A 15,504-nucleotide genomic window follows, 5' to 3' on the forward strand; every position below is an offset into this window, starting at 1 on the left:
ATCTATCACGTCGCGGGAATCAGCCAGAAACCGCCCGGCGGATGCGCACCAGGGCCTCCTCGATGTCCGACGAGGACACATCCAGGTGTGTCACCAGGCGAACGGAGCGGGGCCCCATGCCGGAGGAGCCGCAGAGGACGCCGTGAGCGGCCAGCTTCGCCTGCATCTCCTGCACCGGCAGCGGGAAGTCCGCGAAGACCATGTTCGTCTCCACCTGGGAGGCATCCACCTTCACTCCCGGCATCTCCGCCAGGCCGGCGGCGAGCCGACGGGCGTGGACATGGTCCTCGGCGAGCCGCTCCACGTGGTGCTCCAGGGCATGCAGCGCCCCGGCGGCGATGATGCCCACCTGCCGCATGGCGCCCCCGAGCCGCTTGCGCAGCCGGCGCGCCTCGGCGATGTGCTCCTTGGAGCCCACGATGGCCGAGCCCACCGGCGCCCCCAGGCCCTTGGAGAAGCACACGGCCGTGGTGTCGGTGAGGGAGGCCCAGGCCGATGCCGGCGTCCCCGTGGCCGCCGCGGCGTTGAAGAGGCGCGCCCCGTCCAGGTGGATGGCCAGCCCCGCCTTGCGGCCCGCCTCCACCACCGCGCGGAAGCGCTCCAGCGGCCACACCTTGCCACCGCCGCGGTTGTGCGTGTTCTCCAGCGACAGCAGCCGCGAGCGCGGGCTGATGAAGTCCGTGCGCACCGCCGCCGTCACCTGCTCGGGCGTGAGGAGCCCGCGCTCACCCGGCAGCCCGCCCGGCTGCACGCCCCACAGGCCCGACACGCCGCCGCTCTCGTAGTGGAAGATGTGGCTGTTCGCGTCGGCGAGGATCTCGTCGCCCAGGCGGCAGTGCAGGCCGATGGCGATCTGGTTGGCCTGCGTCCCGGAGGGCACGAAGAGGGCGGCCTGCAGACCGAGCTTCTCGGCGATGCGCTCCTCGAGCCGGCGCGCGGTGGGATCCTCGCCGTAGATGTCGTCACCCACGTCGGCCTCGGCCATGGCGCGGCGCATGGCGGGGGTGGGCTTCGTCACGGTGTCGGAGCGGAAGTCGATGGGTCTCATGGGTGTCCTGCCAGGTCGTGGAAACTGCTTTACTTCGGAGGTCGGTCTGTCATACAGCCGCCGCGTGGCACGCGAGAAGATGGAGTCCAAGCGCGGTAGGGCGGTGGAGGTGCTGGACCGGCTGGAACGGGCCATGCCGGACGTGCGCATCGAGCTGGACTATCGCACCCCGCTGGAGCTGCTGGTGGCGGTCATCCTCTCCGCCCAGTGTACGGACAAGCGGGTGAACATGGTGACACCCGCCCTCTTCCAGCGATTCCCGGACGCACGGGCCTACGCCCGGGCGAGCGCCGCGGAGGTGGAGCCCTTCATCCAGTCGTGCGGCCTGTACCGCGCCAAGGCGAAGAACCTGGTGGCGGCGGCCAAGGCGCTGGTGGACGAGCACGGAGGCGAGGTGCCCCACTCGCGGGCCGTGCTGGAGAAGCTGCCGGGCGTGGGACACAAGACGGCCGGCGTGGTGTGCATCCACCTGGGCGGAGACGACGCCTTCCCGGTGGACACCCACGTCAAGCGGCTGGCGTATCGGCTGGGATTCTCCCGGCACGAGGACCCGGACAAGGTGGAGGCGGACATGCAGGCCCTCCTGCCACCGGAGCGGTGGGCCAAGGGCCACCAGCTCCTGGTCTGGCACGGGCGGAGGACCTGCTTCGCGCGGGCGCCCGCGTGCGAGCGCTGCCCCGTGGCGGACCTCTGTCCCAGGAAGGGCGTGCCGGCTAGGCCGACGGACGATCCTCTCGCGACGCCTTGACGCGCTTCATCCGCTTGCGGATGAGCTCGCGCTTGAGCGTGGAGACGTGGTCCACGAAGACGGTGCCGTTCAGGTGGTCCGTCTCGTGCTGCACGGCGATGGACAGCAGCCCGTCGCACTGGAGCGTCTGCTCCTGGCCCTCGGTGTCGAGGTACTTCACCGTCACCACCGCGGCGCGATCCACGTCCTCGGACTCGCCAGGGATGGACAGGCAGCCCTCGTTGTAGGTCGTCTTCCCCTCCAGGGCGATGATCTCCGGGTTGATCATCGCCAGCGGCTGGGACTCGGGCTGGCGCGGCCGGGTGTCCAGGACGATGACGCGCTGCAGGACACCCACCTGCGGAGCGGCGAGCCCCACGCCATCGGCGGCGTACATGGTCTCGAACATGTCCTTGACCAGGGTGCGGATGGAGTCGTCCACCCGGGCCACGGGCCTGGCTTTCTGCTTCAGGATGGGATCGGGCCAGATGAGGATTTCGCGAACCATGGCGCCCCTCTTAACCCCGTGGGAACGGACGGGCAACCGGCCCGATGTCCCGGGGGCCCCGGTCCACCCGCCCCCGGACGCCTCCCCGCCCCACCAGCGGTCGGCCTCCGGACACCTCCAGGGTGCTGTCATCCCGAGTGTGATGAAAAAGACACTTGGTGGCTTTCCACCGGGCAGGTGTCCAGGCACACTGAAGCAGTCCGGATATCCCGGCAGTCCGGCTCAGGAGGAATTCACTGTGCTCCGGAAGACCTTCCTGCTCTCCGCCCTGTTGCTGAGCGCCTGCGAGCCCTCCTCGTCGCCCGCGCCCAACATCGTCTCCATCGAACCCGAGGAAGTGATGCGCGGCGAGGCGGCGACGATCGCGCTCGAGCTGGACGCTCCACTCCCGGTGAAGATCGATTACGGGAAGAAGACGGCGACGCTGCTGGGCACACCGACCCTGCGGATCGGCGGACAGGAGGTGGCCATCCAGGGGCTGGAACAGGACGGGACGCTGCTGGCCACGGCGCCCGCGAACCTGACGGAAGGGCTCCAGGACGTCCAGCTGGAGCTGGGAGACGGGAGCGAGTCGATCCGCGAGCAGGGTCTCACGGTGCTGCCACCCCCTCCCGCCCCGGCGCCCATGTCGGATGGGGGCATCGCGGGCCCGCCGCTCGACCTCACCGGCATCCAGATCGACCCCATTCCGGATCAGGTCCGTGACGTCCCGTTCGTCATCACCCTTCGGGCCGAGGGCCCGGAGGCGGCCGCCTTCACGGGGCAGGTGCTGATCAGCACCAACAAGGGACATGTCACCCCGAACATGAGCGGGGCCTTCACCCAGGGTGTGCGGCGGGAGCAGGTCGTCCTCGACAAGCAGGGCGGGAACATCATCCTCACCATCCGGGTCGGGGACAGCGTCGTCGCCCAGTCCAACCCCTTCAAGGTCTCGAAGTAGGCCGGCAGGGCCCCCCACTCAGTCGAGCAGGCTGCGGGCGTACTCCTCGCGCAGCCGGTCGTCCGCGAGCGCCCGGGCCGCCTCGCCCAGGGCGTTGGAGATCTGCTGGGCGCGGTGCTGGAGCGCCGGGTCCGGGTGCCCCGCGAAACGCAGCGGGTGGAACTCGGCGGTGAGCAGCGCGTAGGCGCGCTTCACCTCCTCGCTGCCCGCGGTACGCGCGAGCCCCAGCACGGTGAAGTAGTCTGCGTCCTGGATCTCCTCGAACTTCGACTCGAGCCGGCGCACGTCCAGCTCGCCGGGAGCCGCCTCGGAGGAGACCTCGGCGGCGGGCCGCAGGGTGATGAGGCCCAGGGCGCGCGCGACGGCGAAGACCTTGAGGGCCGTGTCCTGCGGCATCCCCGCGCCGAGCAGCAACTGCTCGAGCGTCTGCTCTCCGTCGACCTCCTCCAGGAGCCGCAGCTCGCGCGAGGAGAGCCCGAAGGCCTCCGGCGAGGGCTCGGGCTCCCCGCGGATGACGACCGCGCGCAGTCCGCCGGCGGCCTCCACGAAGGACTCGGTGGAGACGGCGTTGCGCAGGGCCTCGGCCAGCAGGTGCAGCAGCCGCCGGGTGGAGGCGGCGAGGGCCACCTCGTGCGGAGGTGGCTCCTCGGAGAGCCGGTACAGCGAGGAGGGCTCGGCGAGCGCGTCCAGGGCCACCTGCTCCGTGTAGCGCTGCACGAGCGGGACGACCTCGTTCTCGCGCACGTAGCCCCGGCCGCGCATGGCGTCGATGAGCGCCCCCGTGGAGGCACCGCGCACCAGACGCAGCTCGTTCTCCTGGCGCGCGTCGATGAGACCATCCGCCCGGGCGCGATCCACGAGCGACTCGTCCTGAGCGGAGGAGACCGCTCCCACCAGAGCCCCATCCTTCAACCAGAGGATGCGCAGGGCTCCGGCCACCTTGAGCTCCAGGCGGACCCCGGCGCGCCCCTCCTGCAGACGGGTGATGAGCCGCGCGAGCCCCTCCTGGTTGACACTGCCCGCGCGGGGGATGTCCACCTCGAAGCCACCGGGCACCTCGAGCGTGACGAGCGCCGCCTTCGCACGGGCCGCCATCTCCTCTGCCTCGGCGCGGGCCTTCGCGACGACCGCATCCGTCTCCGAGCGCACCTTCGCGACGGTCTGCTCCGCCTCGCGCAGCGCCCGCTCCTCGGCCTCGCGCCGGGACCTCTCCGCGCGGGCGAGGCGCTCGACCGACTCCGTCTCCGCCTGGGCCTTCGCCGCCTCGAGCCGCTCCACCTCGTGGGCGAGGAACTCCCGCTCCTCCCGCTCCTGGGCCAGCGTCTTCTCGAACCGCTCCGCCCGCGCCTCCAGCTCCGCGCGCACGAGGGACAGCTCCTCCCGCTCGCGGGAAGCCTCGTCGACCCGGGCCCGTGCCTCGAAGAGGGCCTGCTCGGCGGCCTCGGCTCGCGCTTCCGCCTCGGTCCGAGCCTGCTTCTCCTCGGCGGCCCTGGCCTGCATGGCGGCCCGTGCCTTCTCCGCGCGCTCGACCCGGGCCTCCAGCTCGACGCTCAATCGCTCCGCGGTGGCGGCCCGCGTCTCCGCGTCGACCCGCGCCCGCTCCAGCTCCTCGGCCTGCCCGTCCGTCGAGACCCGCGCCTTCTCCGCGCGCTCGGCCCGGGCCTCCGTCTCGACTCGCAACCGCTCCGCGGTGGCGGCCCGCGTCTCCGCGTCGACCCGCGCCCGCTCCAGCTCCTCGGCCTGTCCGAGCGCCTCGGCCCGCTCCCGCTCCGCCTCGTGGGCGCGCTCTTCCGCCTGGGCCCGGGCCTTCTCCGCCGCCTCGGCCCGCGTCTCCGCCTCGGTGCGAGCCCGCGCCGCGGCGTCGACTCGCGCTTCCGCCTCGCTCCGGGCCGACTCCGCCGCCTCGATTCGCGACTCCGCCTCGGCCCGCGCCTTCTCCGCCGCCTCCGCGCGAGACTCCGCCTCGGTGCGGGCCTTCATCTCCGCCTGCACGCGCGCATCCGCGCTGGTGCGCGCGCGGGCTTCCACCTCGGCCCGCGCCTTCTTCTCCGCGTTGGCCCGGGACTCCGCCTCGGCTCGCGCCTTCTCCGCGGCCGCGAGACGGGACTCCACCTCCACGCGGGAACGGGACTCGGCTTCCACACGGGCCTCGGCCTGGGTGCGCGCCTGGCGCTCCGCCTCGGCTCGCGCCTCCGCCTCCGCACGGCCCCTGGCCTCCTTCTCGGCGCGCGCCGTCACGTCCTTGCGCGCCTTGGCCTCCCCGTGGGCCCTCGCCTCCCACTCCTTGCGGGACTTCGTCTCCGCCTCGGCCCGCGCCTCCACCTCGGCCCGCGCGGCCTTCTCCGCCTCGGCCCGCGCTTCCGCCCGCGTCCGTGCCTCCGCCTCGGACGTGGCGCGCTGCTCCACCCTGGCGCGCTCGCGCTCCCGCTCCTCGGCCTTCGCCCGCCACTCCGCGAGCTGCGCCTCGAGCTCCGCGACCCGCGCGTTCACCTCGGCGAGCTGCTGCTCCCGCTGCGGCTGCAGCCGGGCCTCCCGCTCGCGCGTCGCGCTCGCCTCGGCCTCCACCGCCTGGCGCCGCTGCGCCTCGGCCGTGCGCGCCTGCTCGAGCTCCGCCTCCCGCGCCCGTGCCGCCTCCAACTGCCGCTCCACCTCGAGCCGCAGCGAGGCCTCGAGCCCCCGCTCCTCCGCGAGCGCCGTGAGCCGGACCCGCTGCGCCTCGGCCTCGCGCCGCAGCGACTCCTCCCGGGCCCAGGCCTCCTGCTTCAGCCGCTCCACCTCGGAGCGCAGGGACGACTCGCTCGCGCGCGCCGCCTCCACCTCGCGCTGGAGCGCGTCCAGCCGCGTCCGGGCCTCCTCGGTCTCGCGCCGCAGCGACTCCTCGCGGGCCTTCGGCGCGTCCGACTGCTTCTCCAGCGCGGACTGGAGCTCCGCCACGCGCTCCTCGAGCTCCGTGGTCCTGCGCTCCGCGTCGCGCCGGCGAGCCACCGCCGTATCCCGCTCGGACAGCACCTGCGCGAGCCGACGCTCCGCCCGCAGGATGCGGACCTCCAGCACCGCGAGCGCATCGTCCGACGAGAGGGAGGCCACGTCCGCCGCCACATCCGTCATCCCCGGCACGGGCCGCAGCGCGAACTTCGACGTGGTCTCCGGGACTGTCTTCGACGCGAGCCGGGCCTCCGCCGCGCGCCCCTGCTCCACCGCCGGAGCCGGTTCGGTCTTCAAGGACCCGGCTTCCACCGGCTCGCTCTTCACCGGCTCGCTCTTCACCGGCTCGCTTCGAGGCGATGCCGCGGGCTCGGAGTCGAACCAGTCCGAGCCCACGCTCTCCTGGTGCGGCTCCTCCCAGCCCTCCGGAGCGTCACCCTCCGTCGGCAACGGGGCGTCCTCCGGCACGGGCTCCAGGTCCGAGCCCGCCAGGTGAGGCTTGGATGGGCCCTCCTTCTCCGGCACCGCTGGGGCCGGCTCCACGTCGAAGAAGCCCACGTCCCCGAGCCGGGGCGCGGCCTTCGCCTCGGCCCGCTCGCGCTCCAGCGCCGCTTCGATCTCCAGCTGTGCGAGCCGCTCGGCCTCCGCGCGGGCCTCCGCCTCGACATCGACGACCTTCACCTGGGGCAGCGGACGCAGCGGCTCGACCGGCACCGACTCCGGAGCCGAGACCGTCACGGGCCCCATCTCGCCCGGCGACACGGCCGTGATGGTGGGAATCGCCGAGCCCATGGCGGGGGTCCGGGCGAAGAGCCCCGCGGAAGAGGTGGGCAGCGAGGACTCCTCCTGCTTGCGGCGGCGCCGGGCGGCGGCCTCGAGGCGGACCTCATCCTCCAGGCGCAGCATCTCCTTCTCGTCGGGCCCGCGAGGCGCCTCCACCGGCACCTGGCCCGACACGACCACCGCCTGCTCCGTCTGCCCGAAGAGCGACTCCGCCTCGTCTCCAGGGTCCGGCTCGGACAGGGCCGAGGCCCTCGGCGCGGCGCGCTCCGCCGGAGCCGGGTCCGGCGTGGCCGGGACGGTGGCCACCACCGCCTGCTCCGTCTGGGCGAACAGGTCCTCGGCATCGAGGGTGGACTGGAGCTTGCGCCCCTCGTCCGTCTTGGGCAGGTCGTCGAAGAGCGAGTGCTCCAGGGCGGCGTTGCGCACGGGCGCGGAGGACTTCTGGACGAGCCCCGGAGGCCCGGACCGCACGGGGGCTGGCTCCTCCACCGGCGCCTCCACGTCGTCCCGCACCGCGTACCAGGCCTCCGGGCCCGAGGGGGAGCGGATGACGGTGGCCACCTGCTCCACGAAGCCGGAGCCGTCCAGGGGAAGGGGCGCCACGGGGGCGGCGCTGCCGGGGACGGGCTCGCCGAGCAGCAGCACGCGTGCCAGCCGCATGTCCGGGTGCTGCCCGAGCTCCTCCAGGACGAGGGGGCCGCGCCCGCTCTCCACGCTCGGCGCCAGGATGATGAGCGCGGGCAGGTGATGGCCGAAGGCAATGAGGGCATCGGCCACGGAGGTGGCGAGGATGACCTCATAGCCCTCGCGCGCGAGCAGCCGGCGCACGGTGGCGATGGTGGCGATGTCGTCGTGGACGAGGAGGACCGATTCGGCCATTGGAAGCGGGCGCGAGTCTACAGCATGGCCGCCGGATCCACGTCGATCGTGACACGCACGGCGGACGGAATGTCCACCAGCTTCGCTTCCAGGCGGGCGAGCAGCGGGGCGAGCGCCGCATGGGTAGGGGCCTTGAGCAGCAACTGCCACCGGGTGCGGCCCCGGATGCGGGAGATGGGGGCGATGGCGGGCCCCAGCAGGCGCACCCCCCAGGAGGCGGGGGGCATGTTGCGGCCGATGAAGTCCCCGAGCAACCGGGCCACGCTGGCGGTCTGCTCGGCGCTCTCGCCCTCGAGGCGGACGGCGGCCATCCGGGTGTAGGGCGGCCAGGCGAGCACCTTGCGCCGCCCCAGCTCCCCCTCGGCGAAGCCGTCGAAGTCATGGGCGAGCATGCGCTTCACGGGCTCGGCGTCCGGGTTGTAGGTCTGCACCAGCACCCGGCCCGGGTCCTTCCCGCGCCCGGCGCGGCCGGCCACCTGGGTGAGGAGGTGGAAGGTGCGCTCGGAGGCGCGGAAGTCGGGGATGGCCAGCGAGGTGTCCGCCATCACCACGCACACCAGCGTCACCCCGGGGAAGTCGTGCCCCTTGGCCACCATCTGCGTGCCCACCAGGACGTCGATCTCCCGGCGGGCGAAGGAGGCGAGCAGCTCCGTGAGGCGCTCGGCGCTGGTGGCCGAGTCCCGGTCCAACCGGGCCACGCGGGCCTGGGGAATGCGCTCGGCGACCTCGGCCTCCACGCGCTCGGTGCCGATGCCCATCTTGAGCAGGGGCCCGGTGCACTCGCGGCAGTGCTCGGGCACCGGGTGGGCCACGCCGCAGTAGTGACACACCAGCCGGTTCTGCGAGCGGTGGTAGGTGAGGCACACGTCACACTCGGAGCACTTCACCGAGGTGCCGCACACCTCGCAGATGAGGAAGGTGCTGTGGCCGCGGCGGTTGAGGAAGAGGATGACCTGCTGGCCGCGGCCGATGGTCTCCGCCATGGCGTCGAGCAGCGGCGGGGAGAGGATGGGAGCCTCCTCCTGGGCGAGCGGCTCGCGGGGGCGCTCCTGGCGCAGGTCCACCAGTTGGATGGTGGGCATGGGCCGGTCGTCGACGCGGTTCTTGAGCTCCAGCTTGCGGTAGCGGCCGCGGCGGGTGTTCTCCAGCGTCTCGAGCGAGGGCGTGGCCGAGCCGAGCACCACCACGGCCCCGGCCTGCTTGGCGCGCACCACGGCCAGGTCGCGCGCCTGGTAGCGCAACTTGTCCTCCTGCTTGAAGGAGGGGTCGTGCTCCTCGTCCACCACGACGAGGCCGAGATTCTCCACGGGGGCGAACACGGCCGAGCGTACGCCCACGGCGATGCGCACCGAGCCCTTGCGCAGGGCCTGCCAGTGGAAGAGGCGCTCGCGGTCCTTGAGGGCCGAGTGCAGCACGGCCACGTCGGCGCCGAAGCGGCTGCGGAAGCGGCCCACGAGCTGGGGCGTGAGGGCGATCTCGGGTACCAACACGAGGCTGCCCTTGCCGTGCTCGAGCGCGCGCTCCACGGCGCGCAGGTACACCTCGGTCTTGCCGCTGCCGGTGACACCGTGGAGGAGGAAGGGCTGGAAGCCGCCAAGGTCAACGGCGGTGTGGAGCTCCGTCACCGCGGCGGCCTGCTCGGGAGTGAGCTGGTCGGGACGGCCCTGGGCGAGCCCCTCCTTCACCCCCGGGGCGATGACCTCCTCCTCGATGCGGACGAAGCCACGATCGACCAGCTTGCGCAGCGTCTCGCGGGCGCCGGGGATGGCATGGGCCACCTCCTCGATGGGGGCGCGGCCGCCCACCGCGAGGAGATAGGCGAGCGCGGCGGACTGCGCGGGGGCGCGGCGGAGGACGGCGGGCGCCTCGGGGACGAGCGCCACGGCGAACTCCTGCACGTCGGGCTTCGCCTGCTTCTCCTCCTCGGCCTTGGTGAGCCCGGGGGGAAGCGCGCTCTTGATGACCTCACCGAGCGGGTAGCGGTAGTGCTCGGCGGCGAAACGCAGGAGCGCGATGAGGTCCGGAGGGAGGGACGGCGAGTCCTCCAGCACCTTCATGATGGGCTTGAGCTTGACGCTCTCGCTCTCGGGAGGAGGCGTGGCGGGCCCGAGGAAGAAGCCGAGCGACATGCTGCGGCCGAAGGGCACGAGGATGCGCTGGCCCGGCGACAGACGGCCGGAGAGACCGTCGGGGACGACGTAGGTGAACTCGCCCCGGACAGGACGGCCGACGGCAACGGAGGCGAGGTTCGAGGGGCTCAAGGCGACAGGGGAGCACTGTAGCGGCGGCCTCTGACACCGGTAGTTTTCTGGCCACGGTGCACCCCGTGGACGCGCGCGATGTCCGGGAATGCACTGGGGGTGCTGGAGGCAGAAGGACGTCTTACGCGGAGCCCTGTTTCGTGGTGGTCAACGGGTGGGGTCCCCGAGGGTTCCACACGTACTCCTCGCTGAGCGTCAGCCGCATGTTGGTGAACCCGTGCCGCGCCACGAAGCGCTCGAAGCGCTCGGACACGGTCAGGACCCCCTGGAGCCCCCTGGGGTGGAAGATGTCCTCCCCCTGCCAGGTGCCCGACTCCAGGGTGAAGCCGTGAATGGCATCAATGCCCTCACAGCGGCACTCCTCACAGGTGGGAGTCTTCCCGTAACGAATGCGGCTGCGCGAAAGGTCCACCGCCGCGCGACCGAGGCAGGGCCTGACGGTGAAGTACTGAGGGACATTTGATGGCTTGGGGCTTCGCCGCTTCCTGCGCACCCGCATAACCTCCACTGGATGGAAGCCCTCGAGTCCCGTGAGGCCCTCGTCGCGCAAGGCCTGGGCCAACCGCTTGGACACAAGCAGGTCATCCCCGGAAAGATGAAGGAAATCCCCAAGTTCCTCACCGTGCAGCACCAGATCGACGCGATAGGGCGGCAGCCACGTCAGCATCCCGATAGGATCGCCGCACCGCGAGCAACGGGGGGCCTCTCCGAGGTTGATGGGCTCGACCGTATTGGCATCGGTATCGAAACGGGAGCCGTGGGCGTCTTCTTCCAGGTAGAAGAAGCGCGGTGGGACAGAGGGCTCAGAACCCATGAGGGAACCTCGCGCGAATCGCGCGTTACTCGGGCCGCTCGAAGCGGCGCGTCACCGTCATGGGGGCCTGCCTGCTGATGCTGAAGGTGCCCGGCTGCGTCCCCGGCTCCTTCCAGTATCCCCCCTGCTCGTCGAAGCCGAGCACCATGCACACCGGCATCTTCGCCCCGTTGGGCAACTCCGCCCGGGTCCAGTAGGTGTGGACCTTGTCTCCGCCCGTCCACATGAACCCGTACAACTTCGTGCCCAGTGGCAGCAGGTCGACCGCATCCAACTCTCGGATGCTGCTCACGATGGGCCCCGCGCGGAAATCGTCGAACTGGCTCAGCGCACCCGGCCGGTTGATGTCGAGCGTGACATAGCCCTGAGTGCCCGGTCCGAAGCCCCTGATGCTCATGGCGGCGAGCGCCTCCTGGGGACAATCCTGGGGCCAGGAGGGACTCACCGGCACGCTGGCGCACCCGGCCGACACCAGACACACAGCCGCCGCGAGCGACTTCATGAAGTCCATGTCCAGCGTGGGGGGCTCTACCTCGGGAGCCGGCGAGGAACTGGCAAGAGTCTTCGATTCACACATGAGGGAGTCTTCCTGTGTCAGGTGATTGGACTCGGAGGGTAGAGCAACCCGGCCCCCCTCCGCAGGCTGCCCTCCGCGAGAGCAGGTGACGAGCCCCGTACCAAACACGACCAACGGGACCGCGACCAGGACGAACGCCCCCCGATAACCCACCAGCCACCGGCGCACGAGCGCTCCGCTCTTCCATTCCGCGTGGGCATCCATATCAGCGCGACTCCTCCACCCGCACACTTCGGATTCCACCCGCCTCCCGCACCTCCAGGCGCACGGGCACCCCCGCCGCCTCCACCGACTCCAACACCACCAGGCCGGTGCTCCCTGGCTCGATGGGAGCCGCCATGCTCACCGTCCATCCACTGCCTTCCTCGCTCACCTCACCCGCCACCGGCAAACGCACGACCTCCGAGGCAAACCAGGGCCTCGCTCCCACATTGAGCACGATGAAAGTGATGGCCCGCCCATGAGCCGCCCGGTAGTCCCACGCGGTATTCGCGAGTACCCCGCGCCCAACGGTTCTGCCCCGGAACATGCCGGCGGTGATACCGGACTTGCCCATCACGCCCGAGAACACCAAGCGGGAGAACGGGCCGTCTTCGCGCCGGGACGATGCAACTTCCTGCTCCAGTTCCGGCCGGACGGAGCGCGGGCGCAGTTCCACGTCCACCCGTGCGTCCACTTCACCGGGACGCGAGACGAGTTGGAAGACGACCCGGGTGCGCATCGGGCCCTGAGCGAGGACTACCTCCAGCGGTAGTTTCTCGTCGGAGGCCAATTCCCGCCGCGGTTCGAGCAAGAGGGAGTGTCCGGCCACGTCCACCCAGACGAGGCGCCCTGGCCCCTCGTGATTCACCTCGACATGCACCACCTCCGCGTCGAAGCGCATGACGGTAGGGAGGCCTGGGGCAACCCTCAGCTCCGGCTCACTCCCAACGGGTACCCGGGCGAGCACGAGATGCTGCTCGCGGCGCACACGGACCTCGGGCGGCTGCTGGGCCCTGACGACGGTGGCGCAGAGGAACAGGGCCATCACGGCGGCCCGTTCGAGACGGAGTGGCATGCACATGACCTTCACGGTTCATGCGTATAACATGACCTGAGCCGTCCAGTACCAGCGCCGTCGAACACCTCTGTCGGGCGGACCGCGCGCGCGGTGCTACGGAAGCGCGTAGGAGTACGTGATGGAAGCGATGTCGAGGGTGCCGCTATCCACATCCCAAGGATCGCTCACCCGCTCCGCCCCACCTTCGACGATCATCTCTCCATTCACTTCACGAACCCGCATGGAGTGAAAGATATACAAGGCCATCTTGTTCTTGTTGTGCCTTGCGAATTCAACCTCCTTGCTGGTCAGGAAGACTCGGGAGCCGGCTGTTTGAGTGCCCTTCACCTCGACGAAGACCTCGCGCTCTCCGTCCCGCGCGTGAAGGTCAAAGGACCTCTGGCGCGAAACATCATCAATCCGGGTGAAGCCTTTCTTCTGGAAGTGCTCTCGGGCCCGCTTCATGGCCTCAAGCTCAACGGCTTTGCGGATCCGAGGATCGGAAGAGAACCCCTGTCCCATGGCGCTGCTGACATCAGCCGCCCATGGCACCTCCATGGGCTCGGCCACCAGCCTCACGGATGGAGGATGACTGGCTCCCTGAACCCATGAACTCCACGCCTCGGGGGCTCCGCGCAGAGCTTCCTCTGGCGTCCCCGCCCATCTGCGTGAGTGGAGCCAGGACACAGGGATCGGAGCCGAACCGAGGATGCGCAGCCGACAACGGTAGTTATCGACGAACCTTCCCTTCTCCTTGAAGCGGTCTGGCCACAGCGCCGTCATCTCGCAAAGACCCGTGAAGGTGACCCAGCCACTCTGATGCTTCACGAAATGCAGGATGGGTGGCAGCTCACTTCGCTTGCCAGCGTTGACGGCTGCCCAGATCTTCTCGAGGGTCCGGTTGCCAGGGAAGTCCGTGAAGCGCTTCCGTTGATGCAGCTTCGCGTCACCCCAATAAAGAACTGTCCCCTGCTCCAGATCGATGACGTCATCCCAGGGGTTGTAGCTACCACCCGTGGTTGACTTCTTCGTCACCAGGACCAGGACGGAGGGGAGCTTCGTGAACGGTGGCTTCGCGAGATACCGGAGCGCTCGAATACCCGGGGCGTTCGCCATCCCGCTGCGCGGAAGATTGATCCAGCGCATGAACTGGTCGTCAGGGTCCTTCGGCGAACCCTTGTCCCGATAGTGCTGCTTCGGGATGAAGGACTCCCGTCCCGGTTTGAAGAGCGCGTCCCTGGCCATGTTCCTGGAGGAAATCGGGCATGACCTTAGCCCGACCCACCAGTGCCGCAAACCCACTCAGGACCCAGAGGGTCCTCACAGGTTTCCCCTGGGGCAGAAAACGGCGGCGCGGCGAGCCAAGCCCCCGAGAAGGAGCCCGACCCGCCGCGCCGAGGCGGCCCGCGCACGGGCCGCTCTGTCACTCCGTCATGCCCTCAGCGGCTTCACGTTCCGCGGGCACTCCCAGTAGGTGTACTCGCAGGTGGCCGCCGTGGGGTCGCACGGCACCTGCATCACGGTGATGAGCTCGCACGGGTGCTTCGGCTCGTCCGACATGTGGCTCGCCGGAACCACCGGCACCTCGACCGGCGAGAGCCGCTCGAACCCGTGCCCCTCGAACGGCCGTCCCGCCTGCCGCGAGACGCCGCCCCGCTGCTCCTCCTGCTTCCGCTCTTGTGTCGGAGCCTCCACCGGCGTGCACACCACCGGCAGCACCGACGCCGTCCCCAACACCGCCCCCAACACGCACAGCTTCGTTCGCATGGAACCCCCTTGCGGCTGACACACTCCTCCACGCCGATGGCGCGTCGGTTCCGGTTCAGCAGCAAGGACGCAAACTACCCCAGGGGTCTGACATGCCCCGGGGCATCCCCGACGGTGGACCCCACCCCTCCCCTCACGGAGAACGGTTCCGGAGTCCAATCATTCCAGGCATTTACGAGCCCATCCCAGGCGGTGGGATCCCGGATATACGACCCCCGGAGTCATCTGTTCGTCCAGTGTCGGACGGTGCTCGATAGCACACGGACCTCGCGGTCCTCGGCCCTCATCCCCGGAGCATCGCCAGGGCCCGCTGGAAGTCCTCGGGCAGCGGAGCCTCGACGCTCACCGGCTCGCCCGTGAGGGGGCTCGGCAGCGAAAGCCGGAGCGCGTGCAGCGCATGGCGTTCCAGTGCCTTCGCCGCCGGGTGCGCTCGCGTCTCCTCCGGGCCGTACAGGGAGTCCGCGAGCACCGGGTGTCCCGCCTCCGCCATCTGCACGCGAATCTGGTGCGTGCGCCCCGTCTCCAGCTTCACCTCCACCAGCGTCGCCCCCTTCAGCCGCTCGCGCACCTCGTACGAGAGCGCCGCTCGCCGCGCCGAGCGCACCTTCGTCGTGAACCGTCTCGGGTCCTTCGGATCCCTCCCGTACGGCGCCTCGAGCCTGCCACTCTCGGGCGTCTCTCCCAGCACGAGCGCCCAATAGCGCTTGTCCACCCGCTTCTCCTGGAACGCCCGGTCGAGCGCCGCCACGGCCTCATCCGTGCGCGCGAGCGCCAGACACCCGCTCGTCTCGCGGTCCAACCGGTGCACCACTCCCGGCTGCGCCAGCCCCTCCACGTCGAACGGCGGCAGCCTCGCCGCCAGCAGCTCCACCACCGAGGGCACGTTCCCCGACGGCTCCACCACCAGGCCCGCCGGCTTGTTCACGATGACCAGCGCCGCGTCATCGTGGAGCACGGGCAGCTCGGGCCCCTCCACCGAGCGTCTCGCCGGGGCTTTCGGCGGGGGCCGGCTGACTTCAATCTCCTCGCCACCCCAGAGCTTGCGCGAGGCCTGGCACTTCTTGCCGCGGATGCGCACGTGGCCCTGCTCGATGAGCACACGCGCCCGCTCCAACGAGAGTCCGGGCACGTGCGCCGAGAGGTACTTGTCGAGCCGCTCGCCGGCGGACTCGCGAGGGACGGAGATCTTCTGGAGCGACATGGCGCCCCTCTTCTACGGCGGGGCTCTCCGAGAAA

At 70.7% G+C, this 15,504-nt stretch carries 12 protein-coding genes; 2 read left to right on the forward strand and 10 right to left on the reverse strand.

Annotated elements, in window-relative coordinates; translation table 11 throughout:
- Positions 1 to 19: 19 nt before the first annotated feature.
- Complete coding sequence (locus JRI60_RS40395) at positions 20 to 1,048, reverse strand: threonine aldolase family protein (RefSeq protein WP_204221339.1); 1,029 nt, start codon at positions 1,046 to 1,048, stop codon at positions 20 to 22.
- Between the two features lie 79 nt (positions 1,049 to 1,127).
- On the opposite strand from JRI60_RS40395, the gene nth reads away from it, so the two are divergent.
- Positions 1,128 to 1,796, forward strand: a complete 669-nt coding sequence (gene nth, locus JRI60_RS40400) for an endonuclease III (protein WP_239470892.1) — start codon at positions 1,128 to 1,130, stop codon at positions 1,794 to 1,796.
- Here nth and def read toward each other — a convergent pair.
- Positions 1,762 to 2,283, reverse strand: a complete 522-nt coding sequence (def, locus tag JRI60_RS40405; RefSeq protein WP_204221340.1) for a peptide deformylase — start codon at positions 2,281 to 2,283, stop codon at positions 1,762 to 1,764. The genes nth and def overlap by 35 nt on opposite strands.
- A gap of 238 nt (positions 2,284 to 2,521) precedes the next feature.
- Between def and JRI60_RS40410 the strand changes: the two genes are divergently transcribed.
- Positions 2,522 to 3,223, forward strand: a complete 702-nt coding sequence (locus JRI60_RS40410) for a hypothetical protein (RefSeq protein ID WP_204221341.1) — start codon at positions 2,522 to 2,524, stop codon at positions 3,221 to 3,223.
- An 18-nt stretch (positions 3,224 to 3,241) separates the two neighbouring features.
- Here the strand turns inward: JRI60_RS40410 and JRI60_RS40415 are convergent, their stop codons facing one another.
- The 8 genes from JRI60_RS40415 to JRI60_RS40450 all read right to left on the reverse strand — a co-directional run bounded on the left by JRI60_RS40415 (position 3,242) and on the right by JRI60_RS40450 (position 15,469).
- Entirely contained in the window at positions 3,242 to 7,810 is a 4,569-nt protein-coding gene (locus JRI60_RS40415) for a hypothetical protein (RefSeq protein WP_204221342.1), read from the reverse strand.
- A 17-nt stretch (positions 7,811 to 7,827) separates the two neighbouring features.
- Positions 7,828 to 10,071 (reverse strand): replication restart helicase PriA, encoded by a 2,244-nt coding sequence (gene priA, locus JRI60_RS40420; protein WP_204221343.1) that lies wholly within the window; start codon positions 10,069 to 10,071, stop codon positions 7,828 to 7,830.
- A 121-nt stretch (positions 10,072 to 10,192) separates the two neighbouring features.
- Positions 10,193 to 10,885, reverse strand: a complete 693-nt coding sequence (locus JRI60_RS53805) for a hypothetical protein (protein WP_239470012.1) — start codon at positions 10,883 to 10,885, stop codon at positions 10,193 to 10,195.
- Between the two features lie 25 nt (positions 10,886 to 10,910).
- Positions 10,911 to 11,462, reverse strand: coding sequence for a hypothetical protein (locus JRI60_RS40430; protein ID WP_204221344.1), 552 nt, complete (start codon positions 11,460 to 11,462; stop codon positions 10,911 to 10,913).
- A gap of 205 nt (positions 11,463 to 11,667) precedes the next feature.
- Positions 11,668 to 12,519, reverse strand: coding sequence for a DUF2381 family protein (locus JRI60_RS40435; protein WP_204221345.1), 852 nt, complete (start codon positions 12,517 to 12,519; stop codon positions 11,668 to 11,670).
- A 96-nt stretch (positions 12,520 to 12,615) separates the two neighbouring features.
- Positions 12,616 to 13,746 (reverse strand): protein NO VEIN domain-containing protein, encoded by a 1,131-nt coding sequence (locus JRI60_RS40440; protein WP_204221346.1) that lies wholly within the window; start codon positions 13,744 to 13,746, stop codon positions 12,616 to 12,618.
- 186 nt (positions 13,747 to 13,932) lie between these two features.
- Entirely contained in the window at positions 13,933 to 14,268 is a 336-nt protein-coding gene (locus JRI60_RS40445; protein WP_204221347.1) for a hypothetical protein, read from the reverse strand.
- 283 nt (positions 14,269 to 14,551) lie between these two features.
- Entirely contained in the window at positions 14,552 to 15,469 is a 918-nt protein-coding gene (locus JRI60_RS40450; RefSeq protein ID WP_204221348.1) for an RluA family pseudouridine synthase, read from the reverse strand.
- Between the last annotated feature and the right edge of the window lie 35 nt (positions 15,470 to 15,504).

The sequence above is a fragment of the Archangium violaceum genome (assembly GCF_016887565.1).
GTDB classification, from domain to species: domain Bacteria; phylum Myxococcota; class Myxococcia; order Myxococcales; family Myxococcaceae; genus Archangium; species Archangium violaceum_B.